Genomic DNA, 17,429 nt, shown 5'->3' with positions numbered 1-17,429 from the left:
CGCAGTCTAGGCAGAATTTTGATAACTGGCTAATGACGTTTTTGGCGATTACGATACTGATTTCGATATCGATATAAACCCGTACGATGCCCGAAGCCAGCCCGTGGGGAAACCGCGGCCGCCTGAAGACCCGCCAGCTCCTGCTGGTGGTCGCGCTCGCCGACGAAGGCAGCATTCACCGCGCGGCGGCCGCGCTGAACATGACGCAGCCGGCCGCGTCGAAACTGCTGCGCGAACTCGAGGAATCGATCGGCGCGGTGCTGTTCGAGCGCCTGCCGCGCGGAATGCGGCCGACGCTGTACGGCGACGCGCTGATCCGCCACGCACGCGCGGCGCTCGGCAGCCTCGACCAGGCGCACGAGGAGCTGGCCGCGCTGAAGGCCGGCCATCTCGGCCACGTGGCCGTGGGGGCGATCACGTCGCCGGGGCTGCGGCTCGTGCCACCGGCCGTCGCCGCGGTGAAAGGCACGCACGCGGGCCTGCACGTGTCGGTCGAGATCGACACCAGCAACGTGCTGCTCGAACATCTCGCGCAGGAAAAGATCGACATCGTGCTCGGCCGGCTCTCCGCCGAACACGACAAGCTGCGCCTGCGCTACGAACCGCTGACCGGCGAGCCGGTGGCCGCCGTCGTGCGTACCGGCCATCCGCTGCTCGCGCAGGTGCCGCTGTCGCTCGCCGACGTGCAGCGCGCCGCGTGGGTCGTGCCGCCGGCCGGCAGCGTGCTGCGGCACCGCTTCGAGCTCGTGTTCCAGCGCGCGAGCCTCGCGCCGCCGGCGAACCTGGTCGAAACGTCCGCGCTGCTGTTCATCACGCAACTGCTCGAACAGAGCGACATGATCGCGGTACTGGCCGAGGACGTCGCGCACTATTACGCGCGGCACGGGATCGTCACGGTGCTGCCGCTGGAGATGGACTGCCGGATGGACGATTTCGGGATCATCACGCGCACCGACCGGCTGCATTCGCCGGCCGTCGCGGTAATGGCCGAAGCGATTCGCGCGGCTGCGCGGGAGGTTTACGGCGTCGCGCTGTGAGGACGCGGCAGAGGTCGGGTTGCCGGTATTGCCAGGCAGGCATGCGCGCCGCGTGACGCGCGTGCGGCGCCTGTCGTGCCTGTTGCGCGTTACACCCAGGGTGCTGCGAGCCCTTCCGTCTTCAACGCCCGCTGGATCGCCGGGCGCGCAAGCACACGCTGCAGGTAGTCACCGAGTACCGCCCGCTGCCGCGCCGGCGCCGCAAAACCGCGCGTCCAGCGGCACAGCATCAGCGCATACGGATCGAGCACCGTGTAGTGCTCACCGAGCAGCCAGGGGCCGCCGCTCGTTTCCAGCTGATGTTCGAGCTGATCCAGCAGCGTGCCGATCTTTGCCTCCGCATGGGCCTTGACCTGCGCCGCGCCCGACGCATTGCCCGCATCGACCCAGCGCTCCGGATAGAAGTACGCGATCAGCGTCGCCTGCAGCGTGTTGGTGAGCCACATCAGCCACTTGTAGAACTGCGCACGTTCCGGCGTGCCGAGGCCGGGGGCAAGCCGCTGCTCCGGGTGCGTATCGGCGAGATGCAGGCAGATCGCGGCGGTTTCGTACAGCACGAGATCGCCGTCGACCAGCACGGGGATGAGCCCGTTCGGATTCAGCGCGAGATACGCCGGCGACTTGTGCTGATCATGCGTGCGATCGACGTACTCGAGTTCGAACGGCCGGCCGGTTTCTTCGAGCACGAAGTGCGGCGCCATGCTGGCATTGCCGGGGTAGTAGAAAAGCTTCATCGTCGATGTCATCGGGTGGATATCGGTGTCACGCTGCGGCGAATTCGATCACCGGTTCGCAGCGGATCGGGAAATTGACCGAGTTCGCGATATAGCACTTCGCATGTGCATCGTGATGCAGATGCGCCGCCTTTTCGCGATCGTCGCCGGCCTGGATCGTGACGTGCGGGCGCAGCACGATTTCGGTGAAGCGGCCTTCCTCCGCGCTGTCGAGCATCGTGCCTTCCGCGTGGTCGACATAGGCCACCACGCGAATGCCGGCATCGGAACACAGATGCAGATACCAGAGCTTGTGGCATGCCGATGCCGACGCGAGCAAAAGATCCTCGGGGCTCCAGCGAGCGGCATCGCCGCGGAACGCCGCATCCGACGAACCGGGAATGTCCGGCTTCGATCCGGCCCGGATCACGTGATCGCGCCCGTACTCGCGATACCCCGACGTGCCGGTGCCGCGATTGCCCGTCCACTCCACCGCGACGCGATATGTGTGCTCGCCAGATGCCATCTCGATCTCCATTGATGTCGGTTGCTTCGACCGTGCGGGACGCCATGTTGCGGTGCCCGCCTGTGGTTGTCATTGTGGCATCGGATTTTCGTTTGGTATACCATTATTCCAAAATGACGGAACACGCAGGCATGGAAGCCAAACTCGACTCCACGGCAGACGCCGTCGCCGCCTCGCTGCGGGACATGATCATCAACGGTGAACTGGCAGCCGGCGAACGGCTCGTCGAGCGCGATCTGGCCGACCGGTTCGGCATCAGCCGGATTCCGCTGCGCGAGGCGATCCAGCGGCTGGAACGTGAAGGATTGCTGGATATCTTCAGGAATCGCGGCGCCGTCGTGCGGATGCTGAGCGCATCGGACGTACAGGAAATCTACGACCTGCGCGTGCTGCTCGAAGGCGACGCGATCTACCGGAGCGTGAAGCGGCTCGACGACGAGACGCTCGCGCGCGCCGAACTCGTGCATCGCCTGCTCGGCGATGCGACCGTGTCGCGCCGGCAAGGCGAGCTGAACCGCGAATTCCACGCGTTGCTGTATGCGTGCTGCGGCAACGCGCGGCAGTTGAAATCGATTGCCGAACTGCGCAGCCAGGTCGAACGTTACGAGCGCCTGCAGACCACGCTGCTCGCCGATACGCCGTCGTTCCAGGTCGAGCACGAAGCCATTCTGCAAGCGTGCCGCGAACGCAATGCGCGTGCGGCGCGCTCGATGACGGTCGCGCATCTCGAGTCGGCTCGACGCATCGTGATGCGGCTCGTCGAGGGCGGTTGAAACCGGCGTACGAACGCTCGCCCCTGCGCTACACCGCGCGCGGCACCCGCCCGGTCGTGCCGCGCACCACCAGTTTCGGCAGCGACGCGACCCGCACGCGCGACGCCTCGTCGCCCTGCCCGCCCGCCTCGCGCAACGTGTTGAGCAGCTCGACCGCGAGGCCGGCCGCTTCGGCCGTCGGGATCGCGACGGTCGTCAGCGTAGGCCGCGTGTCGCTCGCCAGATGGATGTCGGTAATGCCGACGATCGACAGGTCGTCCGGCACACGCCTGCCGCGATCGGCCGCCGCGTGCATCGCGCCGATCGCCGGCAGGTCGTTGGTCGCGACCAGCGCGGTCAACTGCGGATGGGCATCGAGCAGCCGGCCCGCCGCGCGCACGCCGCCTTCGATCGAATCGCGCTCGGCCGCGACGATCGACGCGTCGAGCCCGGCCTCGCGCATCACGTCGACGAAGCCGTCGTAGCGCGCCGCCTGCACGCCGCTCGCCGCCCCGCCCACGATCACGCCGATCTTCTCGTGGCCGAGTTCGAGCAGGTGCCGCGTCGCGATCCGCCCCGCCTCCCGGAAGTCGATCGCCACGCACGGCAGCCCGTCGGGCAGCGCCTCGGGCCGCTCCCACAGGCACAGCACGACCGGCACGCCGCGCCGCGCGACGTCGAGCAGATCCGGCAGGTGCAGGTTCGCGTTGGTCACGAGGATCCCTTCGGAAATCGTGCCGGCGATCTGGTCGAGATACGCGCGGCCCTGCAACGGATCTTCATTCGTATTGCAGACGATCAGGAACTGCCCGTTGCGGCGCACCGCGCGCTCGACTGCCAGTGCGAACTCCGGGTAGAACGGGTTCGCGATGCTCGACACCATCAGCGCGACCGTCGGCGCGCGCCCTTCCGCCAGCGCCCGCGCGGCGAGATGCGGCCGGTACCCGAGCGCGTCGACCGCTTCCAGCACGCGCGCACGCGTCGCGTCGCCGACCCGGCCGCGCCCGCGCAGCACGTTCGATACCGTCGCGGCCGTCACGCCGGCGCGGCGCGCCACTTCATCCAGAGTTGCCATCGGTTGCTCACTATATGAGACGTCAATCCAGTATTTGCTTCGCTTGCCCAAGCGGCGCACTATCGCCGCACACCTTGCCGCCCGACCGACGGGCGCGACTCGGCCGCGATCGCATCGCCTCTTTTTTTGATCGCGATGATTAAGCGCTTAATCATGTAATACAGCGCATTAAAACATGGAGCGGAGACAATGGCGAGCATCTCGATGCGACGCGTGCAGAAAGCCTATGGCGATCACGCGCCGGTCATACGCGACGTCGATCTGGAGATCGGCGCGCACGAGTTCTGCGTATTCCTCGGGCCGTCCGGGTGCGGGAAATCGACGCTGCTGCGCATGATTGCCGGCCTCGAGGACCTGAGCGCGGGCGAGCTGTCGATCGATGGCCGCCGCGTCGACGACGTGCCGGCCGCCGAGCGCGGCGTCGCGATGGTGTTCCAGAGCTACGCGCTGTTTCCGCACATGACGGTGTACGAGAACATGGCGTTCGGGCTGAAGCTCGCGCGCGTGCCGAAAGCCGAGATCGACCGGAAGGTGCGCGACGCGGCGCGCGTCCTGCAGCTCGACACGCTGCTCGACCGCAAGCCGAAGGCGCTGTCGGGCGGGCAGCGGCAGCGCGTCGCGATCGGCCGCGCGATCGTGCGCGAGCCCGGCGTGTTCCTGTTCGACGAACCGCTGTCGAACCTCGACGCGGCACTGCGCGGCCAGACCCGCATCGAGATCGCGCGGCTGCACCGGCAGTTCGAACGCGCGAGCGTCGTCTACGTGACGCACGACCAGACCGAAGCGATGACGCTCGCCGACAAGATCGTGCTGCTGCACGCCGGCGCGGACACCGCGCAGCACGGCAGCATCGCGCAGGTCGGCGCGCCGCTCGACCTCTACCACCACCCGGCCAGCCGCTTTGTCGCGGGCTTCATCGGCTCGCCGCGGATGAACTTCCTGCCGGCCGTCGTCGCTGCGTGCGATGCGCATCGCACGACCGTCACGCTCGTCCCGTCCGGCGAAACCTTCGTACTGCCACGCGACGGCTCGTCGCTCGGCGCCGGCATGGCCGTGACGCTCGGTATTCGCCCCGAACACCTGACGCTCGGTACCGCGCCCGACGCGACGACGCTCGCGCGCGACGTCGCGCTGGTCGAACGCCTGGGCGAACAGACCTACGTGCACCTCGATACGCCCGGCGGCGCACCGCTGATCGCGAAGGTGCCCGGCGACGCGCAGGTACGCACCGGCGAGCGCGTGCACGTGCATGCGCCGGCCTCGGCCTGCCATCTCTTCACCGACGACGGCCGCGCGGTGCCCGCGTGCGCCGACGTCCACGTCCACCACTACGCATAGGGATCGGCATGCGCCTCGGAGTCTGTTACTACCCGGAACACTGGCCTGAAACGATGTGGGCCGACGATGCCCGCCGGATGAAGGCACTCGGCATCGAGCAGGTGCGGATCGCCGAATTCGCGTGGAGCCGTATCGAGCCGTCGCCGGGCGAATACGACTGGGGCTGGCTCGATCGCGCGGTCGACGTGCTCGGCGCCGCCGGCCTCGAGATCGTGATGTGCACGCCGACCGCCACGCCGCCGAAATGGCTGGTCGACCGCCATCCCGACATCCTCGCGATCGGTGCGGACGGACGGCCGCGCGCGTTCGGCTCGCGCCGCCACTACGACTTCTCGTCGCCGACCTATCTCGAAGCGTCGCGCCAGATCTGCACGGCGGTCGCCGAACGCTACGGCCGCCACCCGGCCGTGCGCTACTGGCAGACCGACAACGAACTCGGCTGCCACCAGACCGTCGTCAGCTATTCGCCGGCCGCGCTCGTGCGCTTCCGCGCATGGCTGAAGGCGCGCTACGGCACGATCGACGCGCTGAACCGCGCGTGGGGCACCGTGTTCTGGAGCATGGAGTACCGCCATTTCGACGAAGTCGACGCGCCCGTCGGCACCGTGACCGAAGCCCACCCGTCGCATCGCCTCGACTACCGGCGCTTCGCGTCCGACGAAGTCGCGCGCTATCACCGGATGCAGGTCGACGTGATCCGCGCGCATTCGCCGGGGCGGCCCGTCGCGCACAACTTCATGCAGCTGTTCACCGAGTTCGACCACTACGAGGTTGCACGCGACCTCGACATCGCGACGTGGGACAGCTACCCGCTCGGCGCGCTCGAGGAGCAATGGTTCGCGCCCGACGTGAAGGCGCGCTGGCTGCGCACCGGCCACCCCGATTTCGCGTCGTTCAATCACGATCTGTATCGCGGCATGTCGAAGCTGCCGTTCTGGGTGATGGAGCAGCAGCCGGGGCCCGTGAACTGGGCGCAGTGGAACCCCGCGCCGCTGCCGGGCATGGTTCGGCTGTGGAGCTGGGAGGCATTCGCGCATGGCGCCGGCTGCGTGTCGTACTTCCGCTGGCGGCAGGCGCCGTTCGCGCAGGAACAGATGCACGCGGGCCTGCACACGCCCGACGACAGGCTCGACGAAGGCGGCCGCGAGGCACAACGTGTCGCACGCGAGATCGCGTCCGTGCATGACGCAGGCCAGGATACGGACGCGGACGGCCCGGTGCGCGCACCGGTCGCGCTCGTTTTCGACTACGAGGCCAAGTGGCTGTTCGAAGTGCAGCCGCAGGGCGCCGATTTCCACTACCCGCGCTTCGCATTCGAGTACTACTCGGCGCTGCGTTCACTCGGCCTCGACGTCGATATCGTTTCGGCGAATGCGCCGCTCGACGGCTATCGCCTCGTCGTCGTGCCGCCGCTACCCGTCGTGCCCGACGATTTCGCGGCACGGCTCGCCGCGTCGGGCGCGCATGCCGTGTTCGGGCCGCGCACCGGTTCGAAGACCGCCGACCTCCAGATTCCGCCGGCGCTACCGCCCGGCCCGCTCGCGTCGATCCTGCCGGTGCGCGTGTGGCGCGTCGAATCGCTGCGGCCGAACGTGACCGAGCCGATCGACGGCACGCTGCGCGACGGCTCCCTGCTCGCGGGCGATGCGCGCCACTGGCGCGACTTCGTCGAGCTGCACGACGACACGCGCAGCGTCGTGCATGCACGCTTCGCCGACGGTCATCCGGCCTGCGTGTCGCATGGCGTGCTGCATTACTGGGCCGCGCTGTTCGACGAGGCGACCACCGCGAAGCTGTTCGCCGATGTCGCGGCCGAAGCGGGCCTCGCAACGACGCCGCTCGGCGACGGCGTGCGCGTGAGCCGGCGCGGCGGCCTGACCTACGTCTTCAACTACGGCAGCACGCCGCACACGATCGACGCGGTGCCGCCGTCGGCGTTCGTGCTCGGCGCCGCGCAAGTCGGGCCGCAGGACGTGGCCGTGTATCGAAGCCGTTCGTAGCACCCCGCCACCGGCGCCATGACGCGCCGGTCACGCACAACGACACACAGGACTGGAGACACCATGACACATCGCCCCCTTCGCGCCGCTGCCCGGCTCGCCACGGCCGCCGCCGTCGCCTTCGCATCGCTCGGCATGACGGCGTCCGCCGATGCCGGCACACTGACGATCAACATCGCGTTCAAGGGCGCGAGCCAGCGCGCGGTCTGGCAATCGACGCTCGACGCATTCCGCAAGGCGCATCCCGACATCGACGTGAAGGCGACCTTCGTCGACGAGGAAGCGTACAAGGTACAGCTCCCCGCGTGGCTCACGACCGTCGCGCCGGACGTTGTGAACTGGCATGCTGGCGAGCGGATGGCGTACTACGCGAAGCGCGGACTGTTCGAGGACCTGAGCGGCGACTGGGCGAAGAACGGCTGGGGCGCGATGTATGCGTCGACGCGCGACGCGTCGTCGTACAACGGCAAGCAGTACGCCGCGCCGACCGTCTACTACTCGTGGGGGCTGTTCTACCGCAAGGACCTGTTCCGCAAGGTCGGCATCGCCGACGAGCCGAAGACGTGGGACCAGTTTCTCGATGCGTGCAAGAAGCTGAAAGCGGCCGGCATCACGCCGATCGCGGTCGGCGGCCGCGACGCGTGGACGCTCGCCGGCTGGTTCGACTATCTCGACCTGCGCCTGAACGGCAACGCGTTCCACCAGCAGCTGATGGCCGGCGACGTGCCGTACACCGACCCGCGCGTGAAGAAGGTCTACACGACGTGGAAATCGCTGATCGACGCCGGCTACTTCATCGACAACGCGCTGTCCTACGATCTCGACGGCGCGCAGCCGTTCCTGTTCCAGGGCAAGGCCGCGATGATGCTGATGGGCACCTTCATCGCGGCCGGTTTCCCGCCGAACGTGAAGCAGGAAATGGGCTACTACCGGTTCCCGATCATCGACCCGAAGGTGCCGACCGCCGAGGATGGCCCGGTCGAATCGCTGCACATCCCGACGAAGGCGAAGAACAAGGCCGACGCGCACACGTTCCTCGCGTTCGTCGAAACGCCCGAGATGGGCGCGAAGCTCGCGGAGGGCCTCGGATCGCTGTCGGCCAACAGCAAGTCGCCCGAGCCGGACGATCCGATCTCGCGCATCGGCTTCCGGATCCTCGCCGACACGAAGGGCGGCGTCGCGCAGTTCTACGACCGCGACATGACGAAGGAAATGGCCGACGAAGGGATGAAGGGGATGCAGCAGTTCCTCGCGAATCCCGCGCAGCTCGATACGGTGCTCGCGCAACTCGAACAGACCCGCAAGCGGATCTACAAGAAGTGACCGCGTGACCCAACCGGCGGCCGTGCGCCGCCGTGTCCGTCTAGGAGGCTTGCCGTGTCCAGTCCGATCACGTCCACCCCGCCCGCCGGCACCGCGCCGCCGCCGCGCGGGACATCCGCCACCGCGTTGCCGGCACGGCGCCCGTCGCCGGCCGTGCGGCGGCAACGGCGCGCCGCGTGGCTCTTTCTCGCGCCGGCCTGCGCAATGGTTGCCGTCTATGTGATCTGGCCGATCCTGTCGACGATGTGGCTGAGCCTGTACAACTGGGACGGGATGACCGAGCGCACCTTCGTCGGTCTCGCGAACTACGTCGAACTGCTGCATGCGCCGACGTTCTACACGGCGCTGCGCAACAACGTGATCTGGCTCGTGCTCTTCATGCTCGCGCCGCCGCTGGGCCTCGCGCTCGCGCTGTACCTGAACCAGGCGGTCGGCGGCATCCGGCTCGTGAAGTCGCTGTTCTTCGCGCCGTTCGTGCTGTCCGGCGTGGTCGTCGGCCTGATCTTCTCGTGGTTCTACGATCCGACGTTCGGGCTGCTCGCGCTGCTCGCCGGGCACGGCATCCCGGTACTCGGCGACGCGCGCTATGCAACGCTCGGCGTGGTATTCGCCGCGCTGTGGCCGCAGACGGCGTACTGCATGATCCTGTACCTGACCGGCCTCACGTCGGTCAATCCGGAACAGATCGAAGCGGCGCGGATGGAAGGCGCGCGCGGCTTCGCCATGCTTTGGCACGTCGTGCTGCCGCAACTGCGGCCGACCACGTTCATGGCGATCGTCGTCACGGTGATCGGCGCGCTGCGCAGCTTCGACCTGATCTCGGTGATGACGAGCGGCGGCCCGTTCGAGAGTTCGACCGTGCTCGCGTATTACATGTACGACCAGGCGATCAAGTACTACCGGCTCGGCTATTCCGCGTCGATCGCGGTCGTGCTGTTCGCGATCATGCTCGTCTACATCGTGTTCCAGTTGCGCCGCATGCTGCGCAACGAGCAGTGATCTGCCGGGGAGGCCTTCATCATGTTTCCGACACCCGTTGCCCAATGGAAGCCCGTCTCGCGCCGGCTGTACAAGCTGTCGCTGCCCGTCGCGCTGCTGATCTGGCTGCTGCCGATGATCGCGGTGTTCGTCACGTCGGTGCGCTCGACCGAGGAACTCGTCGAAGGCCACTACTGGGGGTGGCCGCGGCACTTCGCGATGATCGAGAACTATCGCGACGCGCTGACGACGTCGCCGATGCTGCATTACTTCTGGAACAGCGTGCAGATCACCGTGCCGTCCGTGATCGGCTCGATCGCGCTCGCGGCGATGGCCGGCTTCGCGCTCGCGACCTACCGGTTTCGCGGCAATACCGCGCTGTTCGGCACGTTCGTCGCCGGCAACTTCGTGCCGGTGCAGGTGCTGATGATTCCGGTGCGTGATCTATCGCTGAGGCTCGGCGTGTTCAATACCGTCGAAGCGCTGATCCTGTTCCATGTCGCGTTCCAGACCGGGTTCTGCACGCTGTTCCTGCGCAACTTCATCAAGCAGCTGCCGTTCGAGCTGATCGAGGCGGCGCGCATCGAAGGCGCGGGGGAATGGACGGTGTTCTGGCGGATCGTGCTGCCGTTGATCCGGCCAGCGCTGGCCGCGCTCGCGATTCTGGTGTTCACGTTCGTGTGGAACGACTACTTCTGGGCGCTGTGCCTCACGCAGGGCGATGAAGCCGCGCCGATCACGGCGGGCGTGGCTGCGCTGAAGGGGCAATGGACAACGTCGTGGAATCTCGTGTCGGCCGGATCGATTCTTGCCGCGCTGCCGTCGGTCGCGATGTTCTTCGCGATGCAGAAGCATTTCGTCGCGGGGCTCACGTTCGGCGCGACGAAAGGCTGATCGCGCGCCGGACGCGTTTTCGGATCTCCCCCTCCGCATCGTGAGGTTGCCCGCTTCGGCGGGCTTTTTTCATGCTTTGCGGGGGTTGGGGTGGATGTTGCTTGAAGACCCCGTGCAGGCTTTCTGTCATAGACCGAATTCAACAATCACAATGCGCCGGCCTATCGCATCGGATTAACGTTCAGCAATGATTCCCAAAGCCAACGATTGAAATCCACGACCGTGCAACTGGCCCTCCCCCAGATCAACCACAAGACTACGTTTCGAGGCGGCGAATTTTATATCCGCCTCTTGTGCATCACGCAAAGCGTTCAACAAACGGCCATCGGGATCGCTTTCATTGCGTTCCGTGGGGAAATGGATCAACCAAATCTTTCGAGCGCAACCAGCCAAACGTGATACGACCATCAAACTTCGGCCCCGTATTGACGTAGCGGATATATGAAAATTCACCGCGCACCTTTATAACAACGACGGCATCGTCACGTACAAGGTAAGATTTTTTGGCAATAAACTCACCGCCTCTTAGCGTATACAAGGCGGATTTTCTTTCAACCAGACGAACACCTAATGCCGGAATTTCACTTGAAGCAAAAAATTCCGTCGCCGAAATATCTGGCGGATCAGCAGAGAAGATGCCTTGCGCGCTACTGCAACCAGCCTGCGGGCTCACTGTTTTAAGAACCCATCCTTCATCTTTTTTGTATAAATAACCATCGATGTCGTAGCTCTTGTCTCGACTTGAAAAATCGAGATATCTGTCGCCACTGAGAAAAGTGTTGATCTTAAAGGTGGAGTAATTCGCCGTGTCAGGATACTTTTTTTCAAACATCCCATAGAACAAAAAATAGCAAGACCCAGCCTCACCAATTCTTGAATAAACCCCAGTCACACGACCGGAATTCATAAACGCAATCAAGTACGGCTGCTGAAACAGAACAGCACCCCCGGAAAATGCCGACCCAGACACTGCCAGCATCGTTGCAAATAGCAGATTCTTATTTAAACGAATCATAAAATTTCAGAAGATTTTCAGATCAAATCTAGAGCAAGTTTTCCGGCACTTTGATCCGCGTGACGCGTCGCAGAGGCATTCTCGGGGTCGATCCGGCTCGACAATGTCCCCCGCGCACCCCATTTGCCGAGCGGCATCTAACTCATCGTGAAACTTGGCGCCCTGACAAAAGGAATTGAAATCTTATTTCGGTGGGAAAGGATCCACCAAATCCCGCGTATGCACCCAGCCAAAAGTGATGCCGCCCTCGAACTTCGGCCCAGTGCCTACGTAACGAATATATGAAAAATCGCCTTGGCTTTTCAGCGCAACCACACCATCCCCCTTTACAAGATAGGATTTCTTCGCCACAAATTTTCCATCACGATTGTCATAAAAATTCGCTTTATCATTCACAATGCGAATCCCGATAGCTGGAATCTTATGAGTTTCGTAATAAGTGACCGACCTAAAGTCTTTTGGGCCAAAAGTGAATGTTCCTGTTGCATTTTCACACCCGGCCTGACCGGACTCCGTTTGTATAACCCACTCATTGTCGCGCCGATATAAATCCCCTTTGATGTCGAACACTTTATTTCTATTCGAAAATTCCGGGGATAACTCACCTAAAACAAAAGTAAGTAACGGCGTGCCGACGTAACCATCAACATTCGTATCTCTTGACTTGACACCCTTCTCTACAAACAAGAAGTTGCAAGAAAATCTTGCGTTTCGTGAATCATAAAGACCTGATATAGCTTTCCCATCGCGAAACCCGATTAATCTTGCATCATTGAACAGAATCACTTCGCCGGCAAAAGACAATCGCGAAAGCAATACAACAAATAAGAGCACAATGAATTTACTTGAACTGCTCATAGAATTTTTTGAGATTTTCAGCGTAGTGAGGATTTTTCGTGCGCCAGCGGCTACCGTTGTATGAGGCCGCAACCTGCTCCCATTTGCGCCCTCTTAATCCGTCAACACCGGCACGCTTCTCTTTTTTCATGAATGCAATAAATATTTCCATCTGCCCATCTGATCCAGACATAAATTTATTGGCAAACTCTGCCGGCGTCGAACACCCACACGATGAATAGTATTCTCCCAGAATTTGAAATCCTCCCCAAGAACATGATTGAATAGCGACATCAAAATCAAGAGCCGCAGCGCGAATCAGCTTTCCATATTGACTCAGACCGTCTTCGCCATATTGATCTCCGCTCTGAAAGCAGAGATCAGGAAATTTTGGATAAGGATTTTCAGGAGGATCCTTTCTTTTGAGCGGATGCGCCTTCTTTTTGGCAGCACCAGTCGCTTTTGTGCTCTTCGATTCTATCGCTTTCTTTTCCGCCCCCCTTTCTTTCTCCTCTGCCTCCCTGTCGCGCTTCTTTACGGATAGATCAAAGAAATGCCGTCGCTCATACAGTATGGGAGGAAGTCCATTTTCCAAAAATGGATGGCCTTGAGATTCCTGCTGAACCAACGCCTTAATGGCGGCAACCTCTACGCCAAGTTCACTAGCCATGCGCTGATACTGAACATCCGAAAAGAACTCAGGCTTGGGGTAATTCAGCCGCGAACCAAAAACGCTGAATGCTACGGTGTGCGGTTTGCCAGTGTCCACTACCTTATAGTGGTGTTCAATTGCAATCTTGACTTTCTTCTTATGTGACTGTGGATCGACGGTGACTTCCTTGTTTTTCTTGGGAAAGTCTTTTTTTACACGGCCTTGCTCGGTGACTTTTTGCGTCCACGCAATGTATTGACCAAATTCCTTGACCAATCTTTCGATCGTCATGGCTTCGCCCTCTTTCACAACCGGAAGATTGAGGTTCTGCTCAAACTTGTCCTTCGGTGTGAGTTGCGTGGTGGACTCCAGGTGATATTCGGGACTGACGATGGTGAACGCGCTGATATCCTTCTTGGGGACAATCTGGGCTTTCCAGACAAACTCTCCACGACGATTCTTGACGAACACGTCTATCGGCTGGTTGCGAGCTGCATTTGTGATTGTCACCGCAAAGCCATCCTTGTCGGTAGTCACCTCCGTCTTGTTGTCCGAAATGGGCGGCGAGGGCGGAGCGATCGGTTCGGCTTTGCTATTCGGTGGCGTTTGTGCAGGCGCCGCCGAACTGGATGCCACTCCAGATGAGGCCGCCGCCCCGGAAGCGGGCGTAGCAGCTGGCGCATTGCTCTTTGTTGCGGAATCCTCTTGGATGATCGTTGGATCAGGGCCGATTTCCCACGCGGGGGCCGGCGGTGCGTTTTTGCCAGCTTTCAACTGAACGGAAAGACCTTCGATAGGCTTTTTCAACACATCGCGAAAAAGCACGGTTACTTCCACGGAAGCGACGCGTCGAACCTTAGCCTTCGGTGCCGGTGCGTCCGCGGGTTGTGCGTTCGACACTTGTTCTCCCTATCTATTTCGCTGATATCAGAAGCTGAATCGGTCAAGTTTCCTGCTGCTAATCGACCGGGTCTTCGCTCGCGTCGTCGACTGCTTCTTCATGGTCGTAAGCATCTTCAATCGCGTGCCAGTCGCCGCCACCGATCTCACACTTCACTTTCGTTGACGTAGGCGTGTGAACCGTTGCCGTTTCACCATTGAGAAGCCCGCCCTGCTGCTGAAGTGTCCCGTCCGGCAGATAGATGCGATATGTCTGCGCTTGCAGCGCTTGCCCGACACCAAGATTCGCGATGACCGAAGATACGTCGAAAGTCTGCGTATATTCGTGAGCCAGGTTTTGCTGCAACGTGCTGACAGGAAGCCGCGGGATGGAATAGCGCATACTGGCCGGCCCACTAAACGAATGCTGCGCTCCCTTGAACTCGACGGTCCCGGGTGCATGCCCGCGGATATTGCCGCCTTCAAGGGTGATTGACGCACCGCCCGCGGTGAGCACCAGCTTTCCCCCCGCCGCGATCTCGATGTCCCCTTGTGCTAGCAGTTTGAGGACTGCTTTGGCGACCACCTCGACATTTGCGTCATGGGACTGGATCTGCACCGGTCCCTTGGTGAACAACCTGATCGCCGTCTGCGAGAACATCCCGATCACCTTGGCGGCATTTACAATAAATGCGCCTGCTGATCCGATATGCGTGTTCTGGCCGCTGACCAAATTGATATGGCGATCTGCCGTCATATGCAGCGAGTCTTGCGTAGATGTGCCGATGCCGAACGGACTAGCAAGTAGCAGAATCGCCTTCTTGAACGCGTTCGCACTGCCAGTCCCACCCCCTGCGGTACGACCGCCACCGGCTTCCGGCGTCTCCGACTGCTGAGTGGCGTCCGTGAACTGCTTGAGCGAAGCGTGGCTCTCTTTCAAGCTGTCCGCGTGGTGCTGGACACCGATGTTCGACAGCGCCTCAACGATGCTTTCGGCGCTGATCATTTGACCCTGCGCTTCCTTGACGTCGAGCTGATCATCGTTGTGCGCCTTCGCGTGCGTTCCGATGTATGCACCACGATTCGCCCGCATACCGAGATAATCATCCGTATGTAGCAAGGCTCCTTTTCCGAGGTATCGGCCGCGAGCGTTGTTATTGCCCGCATGGTCGATCAAAACCCCTTGGTGGTACAGGCTGTAGCTGTTCCCGACCCTCCCCGTGTAGGTAGTCAGTCGCGTAGCCCCTTGATGTGTCGCATCGTCGTGTACGAACGCGTTGTAAGCGCCACTCTTACCGAAGCCACTCGACTTGAGGCCCGAGAGGAGCACGTTGGTATGCCATTGTGGGGGTGTCGTTTGGGATGGCAGGCGGCCGAGCACATACGGCCGGTCGCAATCACCCTGGAAGTAGTCGACGAGGACCCATTCGTCTTTGCGCGGCACATGAACGCCACCATAGCCATATCCGGTGTCTGCCTGCATCACCAGCAGTGGCGGTGACGTTTGCATCTGGTTCGTTCCGTCGCGCTCGTCCCACGGATAGATCACGTAGATACGATTGCGTTCATCGGCCCATGCTTCCTCATTATTTGGCCCATTCACGAGTGCGTGCTCGGCATGCATCCGCGGCTTTCCATGCTCGAACGGACTGCGATACTCGTTGTTGGTCCGCTGCGCTTCTACTTTGACCAAGTAGACGCCGCCCAGGCCATCGACGGGATTGGTTCGTGAGCTGAACTGGGTGCCATAGTCATGGCGCAAGTCGGACAACGCGCCCTGCAAACTCAGTGGATAGGTCGCGGCATGATTGGATAGCGGCACATTGTTCTCGATGAACCACTCAACCTCGACTACCATGAACTCCCGAAGGTTCGGATCGAACGTCATATGCCGCGTGTGATGCTCAAGCGTGAAACGCGATCCGGCGTCGAGCCATCGCACACCGCCGAGGCCAATGTATCGGCGTGCGGCGGACGTCCACGCCTGAGTCCGATTGGATGCACGTCGGCGCCCATCGTCCGAGTTCGGATAGGCATACGACAAGGCTTCGCGCATGATCATAGGTGCATACGGAACGCTGCGCGTCACCTGCTGACGTCGCTCTTCGGTCACGTAAGTGCTTGCGCTATCACCCAAGTCACTGCGCACCGAATAATTCTGGTGCGGATTCTTGTAATTGAAGGAAGTTGTCGCGTAGGCAAGGCTTTGTGCGGTCTGAGTCACCGCCCATTGCGTGAAGCCGTCTACCTCGTCGCCAATTGCACCGTTGAAAAACTCGATCGGCTTCGCATCTGGCAAGGCAGAAAGCCGGTCGACTATGACGAGGGTTGACACGCGCGGATCGTCTTCATACTGGACCGGCGCATGCTCGAAATAAAAGTACCATCCTTCGTCTTCGAGAATTCGATGGAAAAAGTTCAGATCGGTTTCGCTCTGCCGCGTGTACGATCGCACACGTGGCTCGTCCCATAGGACGAAACGTACCCGCCCAGCAAGCTGCGGATAAGCCCCCAGCAATTCAGAGAGAATATCCCGCGCGCTTTTATTTAACCAATGATCGTTCTTGCTCGCCTTGCCGAGAAAGAAGAGCGCCGACTCAAACTCAACCTGGTAGACGGTCAGATTTCCGTCTTGCCCCAGCGTGTGGAATTTGTGAACGAAGCCATGAATCGGGAGATAGACGGATTCAATAAATGGCTTGGAGGTTTGCTGAATAAACAGTGTGACATGCTGATGCTCGAGTTCCAGGTTATCGATATCGTCACGTAACGATACGACGTCGACCACCCAGCGATAGCCTCGTCCGACTCTGGACCATCCCTTTGCGCGCACGGGAATGAGCGTTTGCGCCCCCAGCGGGGAGCGGAACATAAGCAGTCGCTCATGCTGCATCAAACCTCGATGTATCGACTCGTAAAGCGTAGCCGCCCGCAATCTTGCGGGATCGACGGATGGAAGAACCATTTCCTTTCCTTGTCTCTCAGGTTCGACCGCCAAGAAACCGATGCGAGCGACGGTCAGCCATTGCGACGATGAGTCGCTCGCGCAATTCTATTCAGAATTGCGCGAACCTTTATATGCGACAAAGCATTTGAAAATGGCTTAACCCTGAGAAGGAAGATCCCTACGCACTCAATTCATAATCTCAAATATTTTCGAAAAATTGATGCGGCAATCCCGTTACGCACCGAGATTATCTCAAATTCACATCCACTCTCTTTCTACACGGCATGTACTTCGAATTGGATGGCAACCTTTAAAGTTCACGGAATGTGACAGAACCATATATACGCCAATCTTCCTCTGCTAACGCATCTTGGACAGACATCCATCTGTCGCGCCAATGATCGCATCGGCAGGCGCGGACAGTCGGGTGCCTAGGCCGACATTCGCCTGCATGTGGGCTTTG

The 17,429-nt window shown here is 61.5% G+C and carries 14 protein-coding genes; 7 read left to right on the top strand and 7 right to left on the bottom strand.

The window, feature by feature from the left end; all coding sequences use genetic code 11:
• Window positions 1-86 precede the first annotated feature (86 nt).
• Window positions 87-1,037 (top strand): LysR family transcriptional regulator, encoded by a 951-nt coding sequence (locus AC5LXK_RS17025; RefSeq protein ID WP_493392661.1) that lies wholly within the window; start codon window positions 87-89, stop codon window positions 1,035-1,037.
• Between the two features lie 89 nt (window positions 1,038-1,126).
• Here AC5LXK_RS17025 and AC5LXK_RS17020 read toward each other — a convergent pair whose 3' ends face one another.
• Together AC5LXK_RS17020 and AC5LXK_RS17015 are read right to left on the bottom strand one after the other, a co-directional pair.
• Window positions 1,127-1,771: a glutathione S-transferase family protein gene (locus AC5LXK_RS17020; RefSeq protein WP_493392660.1), complete on the bottom strand. Its 645-nt coding sequence runs from the start codon at window positions 1,769-1,771 to the stop codon at window positions 1,127-1,129.
• A 28-nt stretch (window positions 1,772-1,799) separates the two neighbouring features.
• Window positions 1,800-2,276: an OsmC family protein gene (locus AC5LXK_RS17015; RefSeq protein ID WP_493392659.1), complete on the bottom strand. Its 477-nt coding sequence runs from the start codon at window positions 2,274-2,276 to the stop codon at window positions 1,800-1,802.
• 131 nt (window positions 2,277-2,407) lie between these two features.
• On the opposite strand from AC5LXK_RS17015, the gene AC5LXK_RS17010 reads away from it, so the two are divergent.
• Entirely contained in the window at window positions 2,408-3,049 is a 642-nt protein-coding gene (locus tag AC5LXK_RS17010) for a GntR family transcriptional regulator (RefSeq protein ID WP_493392658.1), read from the top strand.
• A gap of 28 nt (window positions 3,050-3,077) precedes the next feature.
• Here the strand turns inward: AC5LXK_RS17010 and AC5LXK_RS17005 are convergent, their stop codons facing one another.
• On the bottom strand, window positions 3,078-4,103 hold the full coding sequence (locus tag AC5LXK_RS17005; protein WP_493392657.1) for a LacI family DNA-binding transcriptional regulator: 1,026 nt from the start codon (window positions 4,101-4,103) through the stop codon (window positions 3,078-3,080).
• Between the two features lie 189 nt (window positions 4,104-4,292).
• Between AC5LXK_RS17005 and AC5LXK_RS17000 the strand changes: the two genes are divergently transcribed.
• The 5 genes from AC5LXK_RS17000 (at window position 4,293) to AC5LXK_RS16980 (ending at window position 10,636) form a co-directional block, all read left to right on the top strand.
• Window positions 4,293-5,441, top strand: a complete 1,149-nt coding sequence (locus AC5LXK_RS17000) for an ABC transporter ATP-binding protein (protein WP_493392656.1) — start codon at window positions 4,293-4,295, stop codon at window positions 5,439-5,441.
• Between the two features lie 8 nt (window positions 5,442-5,449).
• Entirely contained in the window at window positions 5,450-7,441 is a 1,992-nt protein-coding gene (locus tag AC5LXK_RS16995) for a beta-galactosidase (RefSeq protein ID WP_493392655.1), read from the top strand.
• Window positions 7,442-7,504: 63 nt separating this feature from the next.
• Complete coding sequence (locus AC5LXK_RS16990; RefSeq protein WP_493392654.1) at window positions 7,505-8,764, top strand: ABC transporter substrate-binding protein; 1,260 nt, start codon at window positions 7,505-7,507, stop codon at window positions 8,762-8,764.
• A gap of 54 nt (window positions 8,765-8,818) precedes the next feature.
• Window positions 8,819-9,763 (top strand): carbohydrate ABC transporter permease, encoded by a 945-nt coding sequence (locus tag AC5LXK_RS16985; RefSeq protein WP_493392653.1) that lies wholly within the window; start codon window positions 8,819-8,821, stop codon window positions 9,761-9,763.
• Between the two features lie 21 nt (window positions 9,764-9,784).
• The gene (locus AC5LXK_RS16980; protein WP_309288198.1) at window positions 9,785-10,636 is read left to right on the top strand and encodes a carbohydrate ABC transporter permease; all 852 of its coding nucleotides are present in this window, start codon (window positions 9,785-9,787) and stop codon (window positions 10,634-10,636) included.
• Window positions 10,637-10,973: 337 nt separating this feature from the next.
• On the opposite strand, the gene AC5LXK_RS16975 is transcribed toward AC5LXK_RS16980, so the two are convergent.
• The 4 genes from AC5LXK_RS16975 to AC5LXK_RS16960 all read right to left on the bottom strand — a co-directional run bounded on the left by AC5LXK_RS16975 (window position 10,974) and on the right by AC5LXK_RS16960 (window position 16,984).
• Window positions 10,974-11,651, bottom strand: coding sequence for a hypothetical protein (locus AC5LXK_RS16975; protein WP_493392652.1), 678 nt, complete (start codon window positions 11,649-11,651; stop codon window positions 10,974-10,976).
• A 183-nt stretch (window positions 11,652-11,834) separates the two neighbouring features.
• A complete protein-coding gene (locus AC5LXK_RS16970; RefSeq protein ID WP_493392651.1) occupies window positions 11,835-12,509 on the bottom strand; it encodes a hypothetical protein in 675 nt (224 codons plus the stop codon).
• Window positions 12,493-14,040, bottom strand: coding sequence for an N-acetylmuramidase domain-containing protein (locus AC5LXK_RS16965; RefSeq protein WP_493392650.1), 1,548 nt, complete (start codon window positions 14,038-14,040; stop codon window positions 12,493-12,495). Before AC5LXK_RS16965 ends, AC5LXK_RS16970 begins: the two co-directional genes overlap by 17 nt.
• 58 nt (window positions 14,041-14,098) lie before the next feature.
• Window positions 14,099-16,984, bottom strand: coding sequence for a type VI secretion system Vgr family protein (locus tag AC5LXK_RS16960; protein WP_493392649.1), 2,886 nt, complete (start codon window positions 16,982-16,984; stop codon window positions 14,099-14,101).
• Window positions 16,985-17,429: the final 445 nt, after the last annotated feature.

The sequence above is a fragment of the Burkholderia pulmonis genome (assembly GCF_984667975.1).
Note: the sequence above shows the minus strand (reverse complement) of the source record. Positions and strands in the feature narration are given on the sequence as shown.

Bases quoted from the DNA above. Each gene is read 5' to 3' on its own strand.
- AC5LXK_RS17025 (WP_493392661.1), top strand. From the start codon at position 87: ATGCCCGAAGCCAGCCCGTGGGGAAACCGCGGCCGCCTGAAGACCCGC.
- AC5LXK_RS17020 (WP_493392660.1), bottom strand. From the start codon at position 1,771: ATGAAGCTTTTCTACTACCCCGGCAATGCCAGCATGGCGCCGCACTTC.
- AC5LXK_RS17015 (WP_493392659.1), bottom strand. From the start codon at position 2,276: ATGGCATCTGGCGAGCACACATATCGCGTCGCGGTGGAGTGGACGGGC.
- AC5LXK_RS17010 (WP_493392658.1), top strand. From the start codon at position 2,408: ATGGAAGCCAAACTCGACTCCACGGCAGACGCCGTCGCCGCCTCGCTG.
- AC5LXK_RS17005 (WP_493392657.1), bottom strand. From the start codon at position 4,103: ATGGCAACTCTGGATGAAGTGGCGCGCCGCGCCGGCGTGACGGCCGCG.
- AC5LXK_RS17000 (WP_493392656.1), top strand. From the start codon at position 4,293: ATGGCGAGCATCTCGATGCGACGCGTGCAGAAAGCCTATGGCGATCAC.
- AC5LXK_RS16995 (WP_493392655.1), top strand. From the start codon at position 5,450: ATGCGCCTCGGAGTCTGTTACTACCCGGAACACTGGCCTGAAACGATG.
- AC5LXK_RS16990 (WP_493392654.1), top strand. From the start codon at position 7,505: ATGACACATCGCCCCCTTCGCGCCGCTGCCCGGCTCGCCACGGCCGCC.
- AC5LXK_RS16980 (WP_309288198.1), top strand. From the start codon at position 9,785: ATGTTTCCGACACCCGTTGCCCAATGGAAGCCCGTCTCGCGCCGGCTG.
- AC5LXK_RS16975 (WP_493392652.1), bottom strand. From the start codon at position 11,651: ATGATTCGTTTAAATAAGAATCTGCTATTTGCAACGATGCTGGCAGTG.
- AC5LXK_RS16970 (WP_493392651.1), bottom strand. From the start codon at position 12,509: ATGAGCAGTTCAAGTAAATTCATTGTGCTCTTATTTGTTGTATTGCTT.
- AC5LXK_RS16960 (WP_493392649.1), bottom strand. From the start codon at position 16,984: ATGGTTCTTCCATCCGTCGATCCCGCAAGATTGCGGGCGGCTACGCTT.